General features: G+C 69.1%; 19 protein-coding genes. 13 read left to right on the forward strand and 6 right to left on the reverse strand.

The window, feature by feature from the left end; translation table 11 throughout:
• Positions 1 to 74 precede the first annotated feature (74 nt).
• The 7 genes from ACFXMV_RS15615 (at position 75) to ACFXMV_RS15645 (ending at position 8,183) form a co-directional block, all read left to right on the forward strand.
• Positions 75 to 1,493, forward strand: a complete 1,419-nt coding sequence (locus ACFXMV_RS15615; protein WP_378499933.1) for a cytochrome P450 — start codon at positions 75 to 77, stop codon at positions 1,491 to 1,493.
• 65 nt (positions 1,494 to 1,558) lie between these two features.
• Entirely contained in the window at positions 1,559 to 2,959 is a 1,401-nt protein-coding gene (locus ACFXMV_RS15620; protein ID WP_378499932.1) for a cytochrome P450, read from the forward strand.
• A 57-nt stretch (positions 2,960 to 3,016) separates the two neighbouring features.
• Complete coding sequence (locus ACFXMV_RS15625) at positions 3,017 to 3,385, forward strand: DoxX family protein (protein ID WP_378499931.1); 369 nt, start codon at positions 3,017 to 3,019, stop codon at positions 3,383 to 3,385.
• 151 nt (positions 3,386 to 3,536) lie between these two features.
• Positions 3,537 to 4,625 (forward strand): pyruvate dehydrogenase (acetyl-transferring) E1 component subunit alpha, encoded by a 1,089-nt coding sequence (gene pdhA, locus ACFXMV_RS15630; protein WP_378499930.1) that lies wholly within the window; start codon positions 3,537 to 3,539, stop codon positions 4,623 to 4,625.
• Positions 4,622 to 5,599, forward strand: coding sequence for an alpha-ketoacid dehydrogenase subunit beta (locus ACFXMV_RS15635; RefSeq protein WP_378499929.1), 978 nt, complete (start codon positions 4,622 to 4,624; stop codon positions 5,597 to 5,599). Before pdhA ends, ACFXMV_RS15635 begins: the two co-directional genes overlap by 4 nt.
• Positions 5,600 to 5,611: 12 nt before the next feature.
• Complete coding sequence (locus ACFXMV_RS15640) at positions 5,612 to 6,871, forward strand: dihydrolipoamide acetyltransferase family protein (RefSeq protein WP_378503066.1); 1,260 nt, start codon at positions 5,612 to 5,614, stop codon at positions 6,869 to 6,871.
• An 88-nt stretch (positions 6,872 to 6,959) separates the two neighbouring features.
• Positions 6,960 to 8,183 (forward strand): MFS transporter, encoded by a 1,224-nt coding sequence (locus ACFXMV_RS15645; RefSeq protein ID WP_378503065.1) that lies wholly within the window; start codon positions 6,960 to 6,962, stop codon positions 8,181 to 8,183.
• Positions 8,184 to 8,359: 176 nt separating this feature from the next.
• Here ACFXMV_RS15645 and ACFXMV_RS15650 read toward each other — a convergent pair whose 3' ends face one another.
• The 3 genes from ACFXMV_RS15650 to ACFXMV_RS15660 are packed head-to-tail and all read right to left on the reverse strand — an operon-like array spanning position 8,360 to position 11,237.
• Positions 8,360 to 9,787 (reverse strand): NAD(P)(+) transhydrogenase (Re/Si-specific) subunit beta, encoded by a 1,428-nt coding sequence (locus ACFXMV_RS15650; protein WP_378501807.1) that lies wholly within the window; start codon positions 9,785 to 9,787, stop codon positions 8,360 to 8,362.
• Complete coding sequence (locus ACFXMV_RS15655; protein WP_378501808.1) at positions 9,787 to 10,122, reverse strand: NAD(P) transhydrogenase subunit alpha; 336 nt, start codon at positions 10,120 to 10,122, stop codon at positions 9,787 to 9,789. The genes ACFXMV_RS15650 and ACFXMV_RS15655 overlap by 1 nt, the downstream gene beginning before the upstream one ends.
• Complete coding sequence (locus tag ACFXMV_RS15660) at positions 10,122 to 11,237, reverse strand: Re/Si-specific NAD(P)(+) transhydrogenase subunit alpha (RefSeq protein ID WP_378503064.1); 1,116 nt, start codon at positions 11,235 to 11,237, stop codon at positions 10,122 to 10,124. Before ACFXMV_RS15660 ends, ACFXMV_RS15655 begins: the two co-directional genes overlap by 1 nt.
• A 254-nt stretch (positions 11,238 to 11,491) precedes the next feature.
• On the opposite strand from ACFXMV_RS15660, the gene ACFXMV_RS15665 reads away from it, so the two are divergent.
• Genes ACFXMV_RS15665 through ACFXMV_RS15680 form a run of 4 tightly spaced genes read left to right on the forward strand, consistent with a single transcriptional unit; the run spans position 11,492 to position 13,530 of the window.
• Positions 11,492 to 11,869 carry a DUF488 domain-containing protein gene (locus tag ACFXMV_RS15665; RefSeq protein WP_378502345.1) on the forward strand — a complete coding sequence of 126 codons (378 nt, stop codon included), beginning with the start codon at positions 11,492 to 11,494 and terminating at the stop codon, positions 11,867 to 11,869.
• Positions 11,866 to 12,051 carry a hypothetical protein gene (locus tag ACFXMV_RS15670; RefSeq protein ID WP_378502344.1) on the forward strand — a complete coding sequence of 62 codons (186 nt, stop codon included), beginning with the start codon at positions 11,866 to 11,868 and terminating at the stop codon, positions 12,049 to 12,051. The genes ACFXMV_RS15665 and ACFXMV_RS15670 overlap by 4 nt, the downstream gene beginning before the upstream one ends.
• A 10-nt stretch (positions 12,052 to 12,061) precedes the next feature.
• Positions 12,062 to 12,898 carry a maleylpyruvate isomerase family mycothiol-dependent enzyme gene (locus ACFXMV_RS15675; RefSeq protein ID WP_378502343.1) on the forward strand — a complete coding sequence of 279 codons (837 nt, stop codon included), beginning with the start codon at positions 12,062 to 12,064 and terminating at the stop codon, positions 12,896 to 12,898.
• Positions 12,898 to 13,530: a Type 1 glutamine amidotransferase-like domain-containing protein gene (locus ACFXMV_RS15680; protein ID WP_378503063.1), complete on the forward strand. Its 633-nt coding sequence runs from the start codon at positions 12,898 to 12,900 to the stop codon at positions 13,528 to 13,530. Before ACFXMV_RS15675 ends, ACFXMV_RS15680 begins: the two co-directional genes overlap by 1 nt.
• A 48-nt stretch (positions 13,531 to 13,578) precedes the next feature.
• Here ACFXMV_RS15680 and ACFXMV_RS15685 read toward each other — a convergent pair whose 3' ends face one another.
• From ACFXMV_RS15685 to ACFXMV_RS15695, 3 genes are all read right to left on the reverse strand, one after another.
• Complete coding sequence (locus ACFXMV_RS15685; protein WP_378501988.1) at positions 13,579 to 13,905, reverse strand: hypothetical protein; 327 nt, start codon at positions 13,903 to 13,905, stop codon at positions 13,579 to 13,581.
• A gap of 162 nt (positions 13,906 to 14,067) precedes the next feature.
• Positions 14,068 to 14,376: a hypothetical protein gene (locus ACFXMV_RS15690; RefSeq protein ID WP_378501989.1), complete on the reverse strand. Its 309-nt coding sequence runs from the start codon at positions 14,374 to 14,376 to the stop codon at positions 14,068 to 14,070.
• Positions 14,377 to 14,576: 200 nt separating this feature from the next.
• A complete protein-coding gene (locus ACFXMV_RS15695) occupies positions 14,577 to 15,566 on the reverse strand; it encodes an alpha/beta hydrolase (protein WP_378501992.1) in 990 nt (329 codons plus the stop codon).
• Positions 15,567 to 15,842: 276 nt separating this feature from the next.
• Here ACFXMV_RS15695 and ACFXMV_RS15700 point away from each other — a divergent pair, with 276 nt between their 5' ends.
• Together ACFXMV_RS15700 and ACFXMV_RS15705 are read left to right on the forward strand one after the other, a co-directional pair.
• A complete protein-coding gene (locus ACFXMV_RS15700; protein ID WP_378503062.1) occupies positions 15,843 to 16,757 on the forward strand; it encodes a glycosyltransferase in 915 nt (304 codons plus the stop codon).
• Between the two features lie 55 nt (positions 16,758 to 16,812).
• Positions 16,813 to 17,817, forward strand: a complete 1,005-nt coding sequence (locus ACFXMV_RS15705; protein ID WP_378502351.1) for a polysaccharide pyruvyl transferase family protein — start codon at positions 16,813 to 16,815, stop codon at positions 17,815 to 17,817.
• The last annotated feature ends 14 nt before the right edge of the window (positions 17,818 to 17,831 follow it).

A 17,831-nucleotide genomic window follows, 5' to 3' on the forward strand; every position in this document is an offset into this window, starting at 1 on the left:
AAGATGAGGAAACGGCTCGTCATCAGCTGCGCGCCCGGCGAGTTCCCGATCTCGAGCATCGGAGTGAAACCGCGATGAGCACCACCACACTTCCGCACCCGCCGCACCGGATCCCCATCCTGGGCGATCTCCTGACCGCCGATCCCGCCCGTCCCGCGCAAAAACTGGCCGAACTCGCTGACCAGCTCGGCCCCATCTACGACACCAAGATCTTCAACAAGCACCTGACCGTCGTCTCGGGGCCCGAGCTCTATGCCGAACTCGGCGACGAGAAGCGGTTCGGCAAGCACATCGGATTCGGCTTCGAGGAGTCCCGGCGGTTCCTCGGCGACGCCCTGGCCACCGCATACAGCGACGAACCGAACTGGTCCCGGGCCCACAACATCCTGATGCCCGCCTTCACCCTGTCCGCGATGAAGAACTATCACGACACCATGCTCGAGACCGCGCGCGAGCTGATCGGATACTGGGATCAACGGGTCGGCACCGGCACCGTCGACGTGCACACCGACACGAGCAAGCTGACGCTGGAGACGATCGCGCGGATCGGTTTCGGCTACCGCTTCAACTCCTTCACCTCCGCCGAGCCCGACCCCTACGCCGCGGCAGTCTCGCGCACCTTCGCCTATATCGGGCGCGCCGGGTTCCACATCCCGGTGCACTGGGTGGAGAACCTGCTGCACCACAAGTCCGTCACACAGCAGGAGGAGGATGTGGCGTATGCCCGCGGGGTGGTCGACGACGTCATCCGCGCCCGCCGCGCGGACCCGGCCGCTCAGCCCGACGACCTGCTCGCCCTGATGCTCACCACCGCCGACCCCGAGACGGGGCAGCGACTCGACGACGAGAACATCCGCAACCAGGTGATCACGTTCCTCAATGCCGGGCACGAGACCACCTCGGGCACACTGTCGTTCGCGTTGCATCTGCTGGCGACTCACCCCGAGATCGCGGACCGGGCCCGCGCCGAGCTCTACTCGCTGTGGCCGGCCGGAACCGAGCCGGAGCCGGTGTTCGGCGACATCCACAAGCTGAAGTACCTGCGCCGCGTCGTCGACGAGACGCTGCGGCTGTGGCCGATCGCCCCCGGCTACTTCCGTGAACCGAAACAGGACACCGTACTCGGCGGTCACCCCGTGGAGAAGGGTCAGGCCATGCTGGCGCTGACCCTGCAGGTGCAGCGCGACCCGGCGTGGGGCCCGGACCCGCTGACGTTCGACCCGGACCGATTCCTGCCCGACCGCGCCCGCACCCGACCGACCGGGATCTACAAACCGTTCGGCACCGGCATGCGTTCATGCATCGGACGCCAGCTCGCCCTGCACGAGTCCGTGCTCGCTCTCGCGCTGATCCTGCACCGCTACGACCTCGACCCCGAGCCCGGCTACCGGCTCGAGGTGGCCGAGGAGTTCACGCTCAAACCGGTTGGCCTGCGGCTGGGTCTGCGTCGGCGCCAGGGCCCAGCTCCCGGCGACGGACAGCCGCGTCCATGACTCCTGGCACCGGCGATGGCCACATTCGGCCACCCGGTCCGCCTCGAGCAGGACAGGATGGAGCCATGGCAGTCCTCACGGTCGATCGTCCGTCGATGCCCCACCCGCCGCACCGGATCCCGCTGCTCGGGGACCTCATCGGCGTCGATGTCACCAAGCCGACGCAGCACGCGATGGCCTGCGCGCGGAGCCTCGGCCCGGTCTACGAACGCAAGATCCTCAACTACGTGTTCACCATCGTCTCCGGCGCGGACCTGGCCACCGAACTGAACGACGAGACACGATTCCAGAAGCACGTCGGAATCGCGCTGCAGAACCTGCGGCCGATCGGCCGGGACGGGCTGTTCACCGCCTACAACTCCGAGCCGAACTGGTCGAGGGCCCACAACATCCTGATGCCCGCCTTCACCCAGTCCGCGATGCGCAGCTACCACCAGACGATGCTCGACACCGTGCGCGAGCTGATCGAGCACTGGGACGAGCGATGCGACTCCTCGCCCGTCGAGGTCACCCCTGACATGACCAAGGTGACCCTCGAGACGATCGGCCGGACCGGTTTCGGATACGAGTTCGGCTCCTTCCACCGCGCGGAACAGGACCCGTTCGTCGGCGCGATGGTCCGTTCGCTGACCTTCGCCCAGAAGGCGTCGTTCACGATCCCGGTCCCGATGCTGGACAGGGTGATACGCCGCAAGGAGATCCGCGGGAACCGAGCCGACCTGCGATACATGGCCGACGTGGTCGACGAGGTGATCCGCTCGCGGCGCGCCAACCCGGACGAGCACCGCGACGACCTCCTCGGCCTGATGTTGTCCGCCGAGGATCCCGACTCCGGCGAGCGCCTCGACGACGACAACGTCCGCGACCAGGTGATCACCTTCCTCATCGCCGGCCACGAGACCTCGTCGGGCGCGCTGGCGTTCGCGCTGTACTACCTGGCGAACAACCCCGACGTCGCCGAGCGGGCCAGGACCGAGATCTACTCGATGTGGCCGCGGGGCACCGACCCGGCACCGGAGTTCGAGCAGATCCCGAAGCTGCGGTACGTGCGGCGCGTCCTCGACGAGACGCTGCGGCTGTGGCCGACCGCGCCCGGCTACATGCGCGAGGCCCGCGAGGACACGGTGCTGGGCGGCCGCTACCCGATGAAGGCGGGCGAGGCCGCGTTCGTGCTGCTGCCGCAGCTGCACCGTGACCGCGCCTGGGGCGAGAATCCCGACGCCTTCGACCCGGACCGGTTCCTTCCCGCGAACGTCAGGAAGCGCCCCGGCCACATCTACAAGCCGTTCGGCACCGGCATCCGCTCCTGCATCGGCAGGCAGTTCGCGATCCACGAGATCGTGATGGCCCTGGCGCTGCTGCTGCACCGCTACGACCTCGAGCCCGAGCCCGACTACCAGCTCGACGTCACCGAGCTGCTCACCCTCAAGCCCGAGGGGTTCCGGCTGCGCCTGCACCGCCGCTGACCGCGACCGCCGGACACGACGTCACCGGGGACCGACCCTCACGCAGAAGGACACGCCATGGAGATCCTCACCGTCGCCTGCACCGTTGTCCTCGCGATCGCCGTGCTCGGGACCGGCCTGCCCAAGGTCACGCTGCGGGGCCCGACCTGGACGGCGCTGCGCGACCGCGGGCTGAGCCCTGCCCGTGTCCGCTTCATCGGGGCGGCCGAGCTGGCGGGCTCGGTGGGACTGGTGGCGGGACACTTTCAGTGGCACATCGGGGTCGCCGCCGCGACCGGGCTGCTGGTGCTGTTCGCGTCGGCGGTCGTCTTCCACGTCAAGTACGGCGACTTCGGCAACCCGGACGCCAGCACGCCCGCCTGGACCGCGTTCATCCTGGCGCACCTCGCCGCTGTCGTCATCGCCCTGCTGCTTCTGACGAACTGAGCCCCTCGCCCGGTTCATCCAGCGCACTCTCGCTCATGGGGCGGCTCACTTGCGCCGCGCCGTCAAAGGTGGATGCTGAGAAGTAGGGACACATCGAGCGCCGCCGAGGTCTCACGAGGACCGCCCCGGCACAGGCAGCGAGGAGGGTCCGGTGTCCGAGAAAATCGACTATCCGGTCCAACTCATCCAGCCCGACGGGGCCCGGGTACACCGGGCCGCCTACTCGGGCGAGGTCGCCGACGTCGGCCCGGCGGAGCTGCGCGGGCTGTACGAGGACATGGTGGTGTTGCGCCGCGTCGACGCGGAGGCCACCGCCCTCCAGCGTCAGGGCCAGCTCGGGATCTGGGTGCCGAGCCTGGGCCAGGAGGCGTCGCAGGTCGGGTCCGCGCGCGCCCTCGAGCCCGACGACTACGTCTTCACCAGCTACCGCGAGCACGGGCTCGCCTACTGCCGTGGGGTGCCACCCGCACAGTGGCCGCCGCTGTGGCGGGGCGCGGCGCTGTCGAATTGGGATCCAGCCGAATTCAACCTGACGAACCCGGCCATCGTCGTCGGTTCGCAGGGGCTGCACGCCACCGGCTACGCGTTGGCCGCCCACATGGACGGCGCCGAGATCGCGGTCATGGCCTACTTCGGTGACGGCGCCACCAGCCAGGGCGACCTGTCCGAGGCGCTCGGATTCGCCGCCGGGTGGGGTGTGGGCGTGGTGTTCTTCTGCCAGAACAATCACTGGGCGATCAGCGAACCGGTGCAGCTGCAGAGCCCGTTCCCGCTGGTGGCGCGGCCCCGCGGGTTCGGGATACCGGGGATCGCCGTCGACGGCAACGACGTCCTCGCGGTCCTCGCCGTGACCCGCACCGCCGTCAGGCGCGCCCGTGAGGGCGGCGGACCGACCTTCATCGAGGCCATCACCTATCGGATGGGCCCGCACACCACCGCCGACGACCCCACCCGGTACCGGACCGGAGCGGAGGTCGAGCTCTGGCGGGCCCGCGATCCGATCGACCGGCTGCGCCGACTGCTCGAGCGGGAGGGAGCGATCGACGAGGAGTTCACCCGCCGGGTCGACGCCACGGCACGCGAGTCCGCCGCGGCGCTGCGGGCAGGCGCCCTCGCGATCCCCGACCCGGCACCGCTGACGCTGTTCGACCACGTCTACTCCGGGACGCATCCGCTGATCGACGAGGAACGCGAACAGTTCTCGGCCTATCTGGGCACCTTCGAGGAGGCGCGGCCATGACCACCATGGCGCTGGGCGCCGCCCTCAACGCCGGGCTGCGGCGGGCCCTCGAACAGGACCCGAAGGTGCTGCTGATGGGCGAGGACATCGGCAAGCTCGGCGGTGTCTTCCGGGTCACCGACACCCTGCAGAAGGACTTCGGCGGCGCCCGCGTGATCGATACCCCGCTCGCCGAGTCCGGCATCATCGGAACCGCGTTCGGGATGGCGCTGCGCGGCTACCGGCCGGTGTGCGAGATCCAGTTCGACGGGTTCGTCTACCCCGCCTTCGACCAGATCGTGTCCCAGGTGGCCAGGATCCACTACCGCACCGGGGGCAGGGTGCGGGCGCCGCTGACGATCCGGGTGCCGTTCGGCGGCGGAATCGGTGCGGTGGAGCATCATTCGGAGTCGCCGGAGGCCTACTTCGCGCACACCCCCGGACTCCGGGTGGTCACCCCGTCCACCCCGGACGACGCCTTCCACATGATCGTCGCGGCCATCGCCTCGGACGATCCGGTGGTCTTCTTCGAACCCAAGCGCCGGTACTGGGACAGGGGCGAGGTGGACCTCGACGCGTCCGCCCCGCTCGAGCTGCACCGGGCCAGGGTCGCGGCGCCTGGCACCGACGTCACCCTGGTCGCGTACGGCGCGATGGTCGCGACGGCGCTGTCGGCGGCCACGGTCGCGGAGCGGGAGGGGCATTCGATCGAGGTGATCGATCTGCGCTCGCTCTCCCCCATCGACTTCGACACCGTCGAGGCCTCCGTCCGCAAGACCGGGCGGCTGGTCGTCGCGCACGAGGCCCCGGTGTTCCTCGGGCTCGGGTCGGAGATCGCGGCCCGGATCACCGAGCGGTGCTTCTACCAACTCGAGGCACCGGTGCTGCGGGTCGGCGGGTTCGCGACGCCGTACCCGCCGGCCAGGCTGGAGAAGTACTACCTGCCCGATCCGGACCGCATCCTCGACGCGGTCGACAAGACGCTCGCCGCCTGAAGGGACAGCCCCGTGCACCCAGCGAACGAGTTCCGGCTGCCCGACCTCGGCGAGGGCCTGACGGAGGCGGAACTCGTTCGCTGGACGGTCGCGGTGGGCGACACCGTCGAGCTCGATCAGGTGATCGCCGAGGTGGAGACGGCAAAGGCCTTGGTGGAGTTGCCCTCCCCCTTCTCCGGCACGGTGCTCGCGCTGCTCGCCGAGCCCGGCACCACCGTCGAGGTCGGCGCGCCGCTGATCCGGATCGGTGCGCCCGGTTCGGCCGACGCCCCGGCCGGCGAGGCGACGCCCACGGCCGAACCGCCGGACCATCCGGCCACGCTGGTGGGATACGGACCGACCGCGACACCGGAAAGCCGCAGGCGGGGAAGGACTCCCGCGACCCCGTCAGGGGGTTCGGAAACGGATGAACCGGCCCGGCCCGACGCGAAACCCTCCGCGCGCAGGCTGGCCCGCGAGCTCGGCGTCGACCTGACCGAGGTGCCGGGCACCGGGTTCGCAGGCGCGATCACCGCGGAGGACGTACGCGCACATGATGTTCCACGAGAAACAAGAACGCCACCCCCGGCCGCGACGCAGCCCCGCGAGACCCGCACCCCGATCGGCGGCGTGCGTCGGCAGACCGCGGACGCGGTGGTGCGCAGCGCCTTCACCGCGCCGCACGTCACCGAGTTCGTCGACGTCGACGTGACCGCGACCACGGACCTGGTCGCGCACCTGCGCGCGAGCCCGGCCTTCGCCGGCCTCGACCCGACCCCGCTCGCCCTGGTGGCCAAGGTCCTGCTGGTGGCGCTGCGCGGACACCCCACCCTCAACTCGAGCTGGGACGAGGAGCACCGGGAGATCGTCACCAAGCACTACGTCAACCTCGGGATCGCGACCGCCACCGCGCGCGGCCTGCTGGTGCCCTCGATCAAGGACGCGCACCTGATGAGCCTGCTCGAGCTCACCCGGGCGATCCACGAGCTCACCGAGACCGCCCGCGCAGGCCGGTGCATGCCCGCCGACCTGTCCGGCGGCACCATCACGATCACCAACGTCGGGGTGTTCGGCGTGGACACCGGGACCCCGATCCTGAATCCGGGCGAGGCGGCGATCCTGTGCCTCGGCGCGATACGGCCACGCCCGTGGGTGGTCGACGGCCTCGTCGCCGTCCGCTCGGTCACCACCCTGGGACTCTCGTTCGATCACCGCCTGGTCGACGGCGAGCAGGGCTCACGCTTCCTCGCCGACATCGCCGCGACGCTGACCGACCCCCTCACCCTGTTGTAGCGGCTGCGCCGCCCGTGCGCGCGTCATACCCCCATTGGGGTGCAAATCGCGCACAGTCCGGGCGGGCGGCCGCGGGTAGAAAGGACGGGTGCGCCCGAACAGCTCGACCCTGACCGGCCCGATCCGGCTCCGCCGGGCCCGCGCCTCGATCTTCGGGATCTTCGCCGTCAACGGTTTCCTGCTGGCCGCCTGGGTGGTGCACATTCCGGCCATCTCGGACCGCACCGGCATCAGCCACGCGACTCTTGGCTGGCTGCTCCTGCTACTGGCAGGCGGCGCCCTGATCGGTATGCAAGTGACGGGTCCGCTCGCCGACCGCTATGGCAGCCGCCTGATGGTGATCGTCGCAGGGGCGTTGATCTCGTTCGGGGTCATCGGACCGGGACTCGCGACCGACGCCGTGTGGCTCGGCGTCGCTCTCACCGCGTTCGGGTTCGGCAACGGCGCGCTGGACGTGTCGATGAACTCGCAGGCCGTGCACGCCGAGCGGCTCTACCGGCGCCCGATCATGTCGGCGTTCCATGCGTTCTTCTCCATCGGCGGGGTGGTCGGGTCGTTGCTCGGCGCCGCGGCGCTCGCCGCGGGGTGGAGTCCGCTGACCTCTCTGACCGTTGCGTCCGCGATCGGGTTCCTCGCCGTCGCCGCGTGCGGCCCGTTCCTGCTGCCGCACATCGCCCACGACCACACTCCTGACCACGCGTTCCGCGAGCACGCCACCCACCCGAACGCTGCCGTCGGGACCTCGCGGAAGGTATTGGCCCTCGGCGCCCTCGCGTTCGCGCTGTTCCTGTCCGAGGGGGCGGCAAACGACTGGAGCACGCTGCAGGTCAAGGAGCATCTCGGGACCTCCGACGCGACGGCTGCACTGGCGTTCGGCGCGTTCGCGCTGATGATGACGGTCGGCCGGTTCGGTGCGGACCGGGTCAGCGCCGCGCTCGGACCGGTCGCGGTGGTGCGCTACGGCACGCTGATCGCGGCCGCGGGCATCGGACTGGTGACGGTGTCCGGGTGGGTCTGGCTGACGCTGGCCGGGTGGGCGCTGTTCGGTCTCGGACTGTCCGGCTGCATCCCGCAGATCTTCACCGCCGCGGGCAACCTGAGTGCCGGCTCGGCGGGAGTGAACATGTCGCGGGTGGTGGGCATGGGGTACGTCGGGCTGCTTGCCGGTCCCGCGCTGCTCGGCTGGCTGACCAAGCTGATGCCGCTCACCGCGACCATGGTGGTGCCGTTGGTGTTCGTGCTGCTGGCGTCGCGGTACGCGGGACTGGTCGGTCGCCCGCGCGCACCGAGCGAACCCAACTCCCCCACCTGACGACACCCGCGTCGACTACCGGCAGCGTCACCACCGGCTGAGCCCCGAGGACGCCGAAGGCGCCCCTCCCGCGATCGACTCGCGGGAAGGGCGCCTCCGATTTGTAGCAAGCATCGAACTGTGCGCGAATTTCACCCCTATGGGGGTACGACTCGCGCACAGGCGGCGCAGCCGCGCTACAACGCCTTGAGCTCCTCGGTCACCGCGGAGACCATCTTCTTGGCGTCGCCGAACAGCATCGAGGTGGTGTCCGCGAAGAACAGCGGGTTGTCGATGCCCGCGTAACCCGAGGACATCGAGCGCTTGAGGACGATGACGGAGCGGGCCTCGTCGACGTTGAGGATCGGCATGCCGTGGATCGGGCTGCTGGGATCGTTGCGCGCGGCGGGGTTGGTCACGTCGTTGGCGCCGATGACGATGGCGACGTCGGTGCGCGAGAACTCACCGTTGATGTCGTCCATCTCCTTCATGGCGTCGTACTCGACGTCCGCCTCGGCGAGCAGCACGTTCATGTGCCCCGGCATGCGGCCGGCGACCGGGTGGATCGCGTACTTGACCTCGACGCCCCTGGCCTCGAGCAGCGCTGCCATCTCCTTGACCGCGTGCTGCGCCTGCGCGACGGCGAGGCCGTAGCCGGGCACGACGATGACCTGGTTGGCGTACGCCATCTGGATCGCCGCGTCCGAGGCGGACGTCGCCTTGACGGTGCCGCCGGTGGCGCTGACGCCGCCAGCACCGGCGGCGTCGCCCCCGCCGAAGGAACCGAAGATGATCGCCGGGATCGACCGGTTCATGGCCTTGGCCATGAGGTTGGTCAGGATGGTGCCCGACGCGCCGACGATCATGCCTGCGACGATCATCGCCTGGTTGTTCAGCGCCAGGCCCGCCGCCGCGGCGGACAGACCGGTGAGCGCGTTGAGCAGGGAGATCACGACGGGCATGTCGGCGCCGCCGATCGGCAGCACCACGAACAGGCCCATCACACCGGCCGCGACGAGCAGCCCCACGATCAGCCACGACGACTGCGGGTCACCGTCGGCGCCGAGGCCGATGTAGATGGCCAGCCCGACCGAGACCAGCGCGAGGATCATGTTCGCGACCTGGAACGCCTTCGCGTTCGAGACGAACACCCTCTCCACGTTCTTGTTCAGCAGTTCCTGCAGCTTCGAGAACGCGACGAGCGAGCCCCAGAACGAGACGGAACCGATGATCGCGGCGAACAGCGAACCGATGATGAACGGAGCCGACGGCACCGCCTCGACGTGGGTGAAGCCGTCCGAGTTGAGGAATTCGGCCCACGCGATCAGCGCGACGGTGCCACCGCCGACGCCGTTGAACAGCGCGACAAGCTGCGGCATCGCGGTCATCTTGGTGCGCAGGGCAGGCGGGACGCCGAGCACGATACCGACGAGCAGGCCGCCGGCGATGAGGATCCAGTTGTCGGTGTCGCGGACGTCGATCAGCACCGCGACCACCGCGATGAACATGCCGACGGCGGCGATGTAGTTGCCGCGGACCGCGGTCTTCGGCCCGGTCAGGCCGGACAGTCCGTAGATGAACATCGCGAACGCGACGATGTACAGGATCGTGACGAGGTAGCCCATCAGGCGTCAGCCCCCTTCTTCTCGGCCGACGCAGCGGGAGCGTCCTTCTTGGGCTTGAACATCGCGAGCATGCGGTCGGTGACGACGAAGCCGCCGACGACGTTCAGGGTGCCGAACACCAGCGCGACGAACAGGATGATCTTGATGCTCCACGGCGCGTCGCCGGGCAGGTGGCCGAGCACGACCAGCGCGCCAAGCACGACGATGCCGTGGATGGCGTTGGTGCCCGACATCAGCGGCGTGTGCAGGGTGTTGGGCACCTTGGAGATGACGGCGAACCCGACGAACCCGGCCAGGACCAGGATCGCGATGTTCGCGAGAAGTTCGTTGTACATCAGGCAGTCGCCTCCTTGCGGGTGACGCACGCGGCGGCGAGCACCTCGTCGTCGAAGTCCGGTGCGAGCGCGCCGTTCTCGTCGAGCATCAGCTCGATGAGCGCGTACACGTTCTTGGAGTACAGCTCGCTCGAGTGCTCCGGCATGGTCGCCGGCAGGTTCAGCGGGGAGCAGATCGTCACGCCGTGCTTGACGGCGGTCTGACCGGGCTCGGTGAGCTCGCAGTTGCCGCCGGTCTCGCCTGCCAGGTCGACGATGACGCTGCCGGGCTTCATGCCCTCGACCGCGGCGGCCGTGACCAGCCGCGGAGCCGGGCGACCGGGCACCAGCGCGGTGGTGATGACGACGTCGAAGCCCTTGATGGCGTCCTCGAGCGCCTGCTGCTGCTTGGCCTGCTCGGCCTCGGTCAGTTGGCGGGCGTAGCCGCCCTCGCCTGCGGCGTCGATGCCCAGGTCCAGCCACTGCGCGCCGACGGAACGGACCTGGTCCGCGACCTCGGGACGCACGTCGTAGCCGGTGACGCGGCCGCCGAGACGCTTGGCCGTGGCCAGCGCCTGCAGGCCGGCGACGCCGACGCCGAGCACCAGCACGGTAGCCGGCTTGACGGTGCCCGCGGCGGTGGTGAGCATCGGGAAGTACCGAGTGGACTCCGACGCGGCCAGTACGACTGCCTTGTACCCCGCGACGTTGGCCTGCGAGGACAGCGCGTCCATCACCTGGGCGCGGGAGATACGCGGAATCGCCTCGACGGCGTACGCCTCGACACCGGCGTCCGCGAGCGCGGCGATGCCGGTCTCGTTGGTGCGCGGGGCGAGGAAGCCGATCAGCTTCTGGCCGGCGCGCAGCCGGGCGGTCTCCTCGGGATTCGGGGCCGCGACCTTGAGGACGACGTCCGCGGACCAGGCGTCGCCGATGCTCGCACCCGCCTCCACGTACAGCTCGTCGGGCATGAGGGCGCCTAGACCGGCACCGGACTCGACGATGACGTCGATGCCCTTGCCGCGAAGCGCTGCGACGATCTTGGGGACCAACGCGACCCGGCGTTCGCCGTCGTTCGTTTCCCGAACGACGCCGACCGTTGGGCGCGGCTGCTGCGAGCTCTGCGATGTATCCAACTGTCTGTTACTTCCTACGGTAGGCGGACTTGGCGCCGCGGCGGATGGCGGCACCCCCGTGCGACAAGCGGACGATGACCCGACCGGCACGAAGTTCACAACACTAGCCAGAGTTCCGAGAGCATAGGACGTCCTGGTCCCAGCGGGTGGACGCTGAATCGAGTCCGAACAGGATTAATCTCCGATCCCGGACACGCAAATGTGACACCTGCCACACGCGTAGTCTGGTGTTTCCGACCGCATCGGAGGTGCCGATGATCAGGCAGACCAAGCCGACCGTCACGATCGAGCGCGTCTACGACCACCCCGAGCCCGAGCCGGGTGCACGGATTTTCGTCGACCGTCTCTGGCCGCGTGGCATCCGCAAGGACGCGTTCCACTACGACGACTGGGCCAAGGATCTCGCACCGTCGACCGAACTGCGACGGTGGTACAGCCACGAGGTCGCACACTTCCGGGAGTTCCGGGCGCGCTACCGCGCGGAACTCGAGTCCGACGCCGGCCAGGAGGCGATCGCCCGGGTGGAGACGCTCGCGCACGGTCGCCCGCTGGTCCTGCTGACCGCGACCAGGGACCTCGAACACAGCCACGCCGAGGTGCTCGCCGAGTTCCTGCAGGAGTCGGACACGTGAGACCCGCCGATGACCTCGGCGGCGACCCGGTGTGCTGGCTCGACCGGGTGTGCCCCGAGTGCGGCGCCTTCCTGCCGGATGGCCCCGACCACGGCTGCGCCCGCTGCGTGGGCTCCTCGGGGTCCCGGTGCGCGGAGGCCGCCGAGCCGCATATCCCCGCGGCCGGACACCCCAGCACTTAGAGTGACGCCGGTGAGCGATGCCAAGCAGCCGACGCTGATCGATCGTGAACCGTTGACCGCCGCGCTGTTCGAGGAATGGGACGTCATCGACGGCCTGCTCGCCGGGCTCACCGACGAGCAGTGGTCCGCGCCGACGCCGTTGCCCGGCTGGAACGTGCACGACGTCGTCGCCCACCTGATCGGCGTGGAGTCGATGCTCAGCGGCATCGAGCCGCCCGCCACCGAGGATGAGGTGCCGGACTCCCCGCACGTGCACAACGCGATCGGCGCCTACAACGAACGGTGGGTCACCGGGCTGCGCTCGCACACCCACGCGGAGGTGCTGTCCGGCTTCCGGGACATCACCCGCGCGCGCCGCGGCACCCTGTCCGCGATGACGCAGGACGACTTCGACGCCCCGTCGATGACCCCGGTCGGGCCCGACACCTACGGCCGGTTCATGCGCACCCGGCTGTTCGACTGCTGGTTCCACGAGCTCGACATCCGTGACGCCGTCGGATTGCCCGGCGAGGAGGGCGGGCCGCGCGCCGAGTACTCGCTCGCGGAACTGGTCGGCGGGCTCGGCTTCGCGGTCGGCAAGAAGGGCGGGGCGCCGCAGGGCGGGGCCGTGACGTTCGCGCTGACCGGCCCGCTCGCCCGCGACATCCACGTCGCCGTCGACGGCCGCGCGGCGGTCGTGCCCGCCCTGGACGGACCGGCGACCGCGACGCTGCGGCTCGATTCGCGGCTGTTCACCAGGCTATGCGGCGGACGGGTGTCCGCCGCCGATCACTCCGGGGAGATCACGATCCTCGGCGACCAGGCCCTCGGCGAGCAGATCGCGGCCAATCTCGCCTTCACCATCTGATGCGGCTGTTCCTGTCCTCGTACAGGTTCGGCGCGCACCCCGATCGGCTGCTGAGCCTGATCGGCGAGCCCGGTCCGGTGGCCGTGATCGCGAACGCCGCGGACGCATGGGAGGTGGGACGGGACTCGGCGGTGGTCAGCGACGTGGCACCGCTGCGCCGGATGGGCTTCGACGCGCGGGAGGTGGACCTGCGCGATTTCGTCGGCGACCCGGAATCCCTGCGAGCGGAGCTGACGCGGCAGCAGATGGTGTGGGTGCGCGGCGGCAACACGTTCGTGCTGCGCGCCCAGTTCGCGCGTAGCGGCGCCGACGTGGTGCTGCCGGAACTGCTGCGCGCCGACGCGTTGGTCTACGCGGGGTACAGCGCCGGGGCCTGCGTGATGTCGCCGTCGCTGCGCGGGCTCGAACGGCTCGACGATCCGGCGGAGGTCGAGCCCATCTGTGGGATGCCGGTGATCTGGGAGGGACTCGGCCTTGTCGACTACGCGATCGTGCCGCACTTCCGCTCGCCCGGCTACGGGAGCGAGGAGGAAGCCCTGATCGAGGAGGCCGCCGAGCGCTACCGACTGTCCGGCACCGCGTACCGGACCCTGTCCGACGACGACGCGCTCGTCATCGACGGCCGGACATAGGCGAGCGTAGCGACCGGACCCGCGGGCCCGGTCGCTACGCTCAGCACGTCAGCCGAATGCGGCGATCCGGCCGGCAGGCACATGGACGGGCAGCAGGGCGGGACGTCGCACCGTCTTGAGGCGGCGGCGCGAGACCTCATCCGCCCCATCGAGCAGGGCGTCGACGAGAAGCTCCGGATCCCGGCGCCACGCCGAACCGATGAACTCCACCGCGTCGTCGGTGAACAAACCCGAATCGGTCAGGGCGTCGCGCCACTCGGCGAACTCTCCCCCTCGTACCAGGTCGATCGCGCAGGCGTCGACCTCGCCGCCGTCGAACTCGTACGACAGCACGGCACTAACCAGCTCTTTGGTGTGGGATCCCAGGTCTCTCATCGTGTCGGTCCCTTCGTCAATACTGACGGCAAATTCGCTGTAACACTGTGTGGTTCTTCAGCGATAACCCACGCTATCGCCGATTTGGCGCATTGAACCTCTGGCTCGCCAACGATCCGGTAACAGAGTTACTCACGTGACGCATGTGACTCATGTGACTCACTACCCGACCGCCATCCGCACCGACGACGCTTCGTCGCGGAGCGCCTTGCAACGATCGCGGGTCGCCGAGTCCACCCCGTCGAGCAATGCATCGACCAGCAACTCGGGATCTCGCGACCAGACCGACCCGATGGTGTCGACCACCGACGGCGCAAACATCCCGGAGGACTCGACGGCGCCGAGGAACTCGCCGAACTCGCCCGACCGGATGGCGTCGATCACCACCGCATCGACCACGGAGTGGTCCTCGAACTCGTAGGCGAAGATCGCGCGAATGATTCCGTCGACTCCACTGGGCAGTCCGCTCATCGCCCATCCCTTCCCATGACTCCGAGCGCATCGAGCGCTCCGAGCAACTCCCGAACATCGGGATCCGCATCCTCGTGTAACGCATTCGCGCTACGGAGCGATAGGGGGAACTTAGCCCAGTGGGCGGGGAAATTGGGTTGCTAGCAGGACAACGTTGGGTTACGAACCCACAACTCAGGCGCGGTGGGATCGTTGCGGCGTTATAAGCCCAGCGACGCGGTCAGCTGCGGCAGCGACTTGCGCAGATCTTCCTGCCAGTAGCCCCAGGAGTGGGTCCCGCTCGGCCGGAGGTCGACGGTCGCCGGAATGTTGAGCTCGCGAAGCCGGTCGGCCAGCTGGCGGGTGCACAGGTTGGTGGCGGCCTCGATGGCTCCGCCGATCGCGACCTGATCGGCCAACGGCGGCGACTTCGGCCTGCGCGGCGCGTTGGGATCCTCGTGCGTGCCGGGCAGCCCATTGCCGGTCGAGAGGTAGATGGACAGGCCCCGAAGCTTCTCGGCGTTCAGATACGGGTCGTGATCGCGCCAGGCAGGACCGTCATACGGGCCCCACATGTTGGTGGCGTCCGCGCCGCCCATGATCTCGACGACCGTGCGGATGTAGGCCTGCCCGAGCGGGTCGCTCGTGCGGGCGCAGCCGCTGTAGGAGGCGACGCCCTGGTAGAGACCGGGCGCCTGGATCGCCAGGTCGAGGACCGAACCCGCCGACATCGACAGCCCGCCGATCGAGTTGACCCCGTTGGTGCCGAGCGTCTTGTCGATCACCGGCGGCAGTTCCTTGGTGAGGAAGGTCTGCCACATCTCCGGACGACCCAGCTTCGGGTCCTCGCGCTGCCAGTCGGTGTAATAGCTGTAGATGCCCTGCGCGGGGATCACGACGTTGACGTTCTTGTCCGCGAACAGGTCGACGATGTCCGTCTGGTTCTTCCAGTCGGCACCGTCCTCGCCGCCGCCGGCGCCGTTGAGCAGGTACAGGGTGGGTCGGGGCTCGCTGGTGTCCGCGGGCCTGAGCACCTGCAGCGGGATCGTCCGGCGCATCGAGGGCGAGTAGACATACACGCCCCATTGACGATCGGTGCGCTTGATGATCTTCTCCACGGTCGCGGACCCGTCGGCCTGCGCCGCCGGAGCCGCGGTTGCGGGGGCGACCGCGAAAGGGGAAACCGCCATCAGAGCGGCGGTCAACAGCATCGCGGCAAGGGTTCGTGCACGCACCGGCAGCTCCCACTTTCGCTCGACAACGACGGCCACAGTAGTTGGACCGGACCAACCGGACGCCTGTCCACCAAATTGAGTGATGCACGTCACTTTTTGCGATGGATGCCACGGGTCATGCCGAGTTCCGGTGTCCTAGACTCCGGCCGGGGGCTGTCTGAACAATCGACCAGGAACGCCGGTGTGACCGGGATCGTCGGACCTTGTCTGGTCACACGCAACCGACCAATCAGATGCGGGGGAATCGAACGAATGCATGGAACGTCTGACGCCGCGCCGAAACGTGCCGCCCCGAGGCTGATCTCCGTCGTCGTCCCGGTCCACAACGGCCTGCCGCTGCTCGACGAGCAACTCGACGCTCTCGCCGCCCAGGACTACCTCGGCCAGTTCGAGGTCGTGGTCAGCGACAACCGGTCGACCGACGGGCTTCGTCAGCACCTGGCCGCGCACCCGCGGGCCGATCGGCTCGCGCTCCGGTGCGTCGACTCGTTCGGCGCCGCGGGCCGATCACACGCCTGCAACGTCGGTGCCGCCGCCGCGCGGGGCGAGTTCGTCGCCTTCTGCGACGCGGACGACGCGGTGCGCCCCGGATGGCTGACCGCGCTGGCGCACGCCGCCCAGGACTTCGATGCCGTCGGCGGCGCCGTCGAGACCCGGACCCTCAACACCCCGGCCGTCGCGTCCTGGCGCTCCCTGCCCACCCCCGAGGAGCGATTCGAGGACGCCGAGTACCTGCCGTATGCGATCGGATGCAACTTCGGGGTGTGGCGCTCGGCGTTCGACACCGTCGGCGGATTCGACGAGTCCCTCGTCGGCGGCGGCGAGGACGCAGCGCTGTCCTGGTCGCTGCAGCTCGCCGGATTCACCCTCGGCCACAGCCCGGAGGCAGTGGTGTCCTACCGGTTCCGCGATTCCCGCCGCGAAACCTGGCGCCAGATGCTGAATTACGGTCGCGGCTCCGTGCAGCTCTACCTCCGCTTCCGCGACCACGGACTCCCCCGTTCGTCCGTCCGCGACTCGGCACTGAGCTGGATCGGCGTGCTCGCGCTCAACCCGCTGCTCCCTCGGGTCGGCGCCGTCCCGCCGCGCGGGATGTGGATCGCGCAGACAGCCTTTCTGACCGGACGGCTTCGAGAGAGCGCGCGACGGCGGGTGCTCTACCTGTGAGGCGGAGGTATTCATCGATGACGTCAGACCACAGCCGAACGCCGGGAGCCTCCTGATGCACAGCGCATTGGACCAGATTCAGTCCTCGACCACCGCGATACTGACCGACCTCGTGGAGGCTGGTCCGAGCGCCGCGCTCCTCGACTACCCCGACTACGTCAACTCCGGCGATTCAATGATCTACGCCGGACAGCTGACGTACCTGCGCGCGCTTGGACTTCGCGTCGACTATGTCTGCACGACCACCAGCTACGACCGCACCGCCCTCGAGTCCGCGACGTCGCCGAGCGCGACGGTCTTCCTCCAGGGTGGCGGCAACTTCGGGGACCGCTGGCCGCTGCACCAGAAATTCCGCGAGCGGGTCATCCAGGAACTACCGCACCGCAAGATCGTGCAGCTCCCGCAGTCCATCGACTTCGAGTCGCCCGGCAGCCTGTGCGAGGCCCAGGAGGTCTACCGCCGGCACCCCGACCTGACGATCCTGATCCGCGACCGGCCCGGCGCTGCACTCACCGCGGACCTGTTTCCCGACAACAGGGTCGAGTTCTGCCCCGACCTGGCCTTCGGCCTCGGCCCCCTCGCGGCCACCCGGGAGGCGACCCACGACGTGCTCCTGCTGAAGCGGTCGGACAAGGAGTCGACCAGCGCCGCCGAGGACTTTCGGCTGACGAATCGCAGTGTCCACCAGACGGACTGGCACCTGGCCGGTTTCAGCGGATGGAAATGGACGCGAATGCTGCAGGCCGAGAACCTCCTCGCCCTCAACCCCGCGATCCGCACGTCCAGCTACCCCATGCGCAGGCGCTTCTACGATTCGCGGATCGAGACCAACATCGGCGCGGCGGTCTCCATCCTCTCGCGCGGCCGGGTCGTCGTGACCGACCGCCTGCACGCCGCGGTCCTCGCGAGCCTGATGGGCAAGCCTGTGGTCATGACTGACAACGTCACCAAGAAGGTGTCCGCGATCTACGCCGACTACCTCCGCACCATGCCCGAGACGCACCTGGTGTCCGACTTCACCGAGGCCGGAGCCGTCGCCGAGTCCCTGCTCGCGCACTGAATCCGTGTCCATCA

It is taken from the genome of Rhodococcus sp. NPDC059179, from assembly GCF_042754885.1.
GTDB lineage: Bacteria > Actinomycetota > Actinomycetes > Mycobacteriales > Mycobacteriaceae > Rhodococcus_G.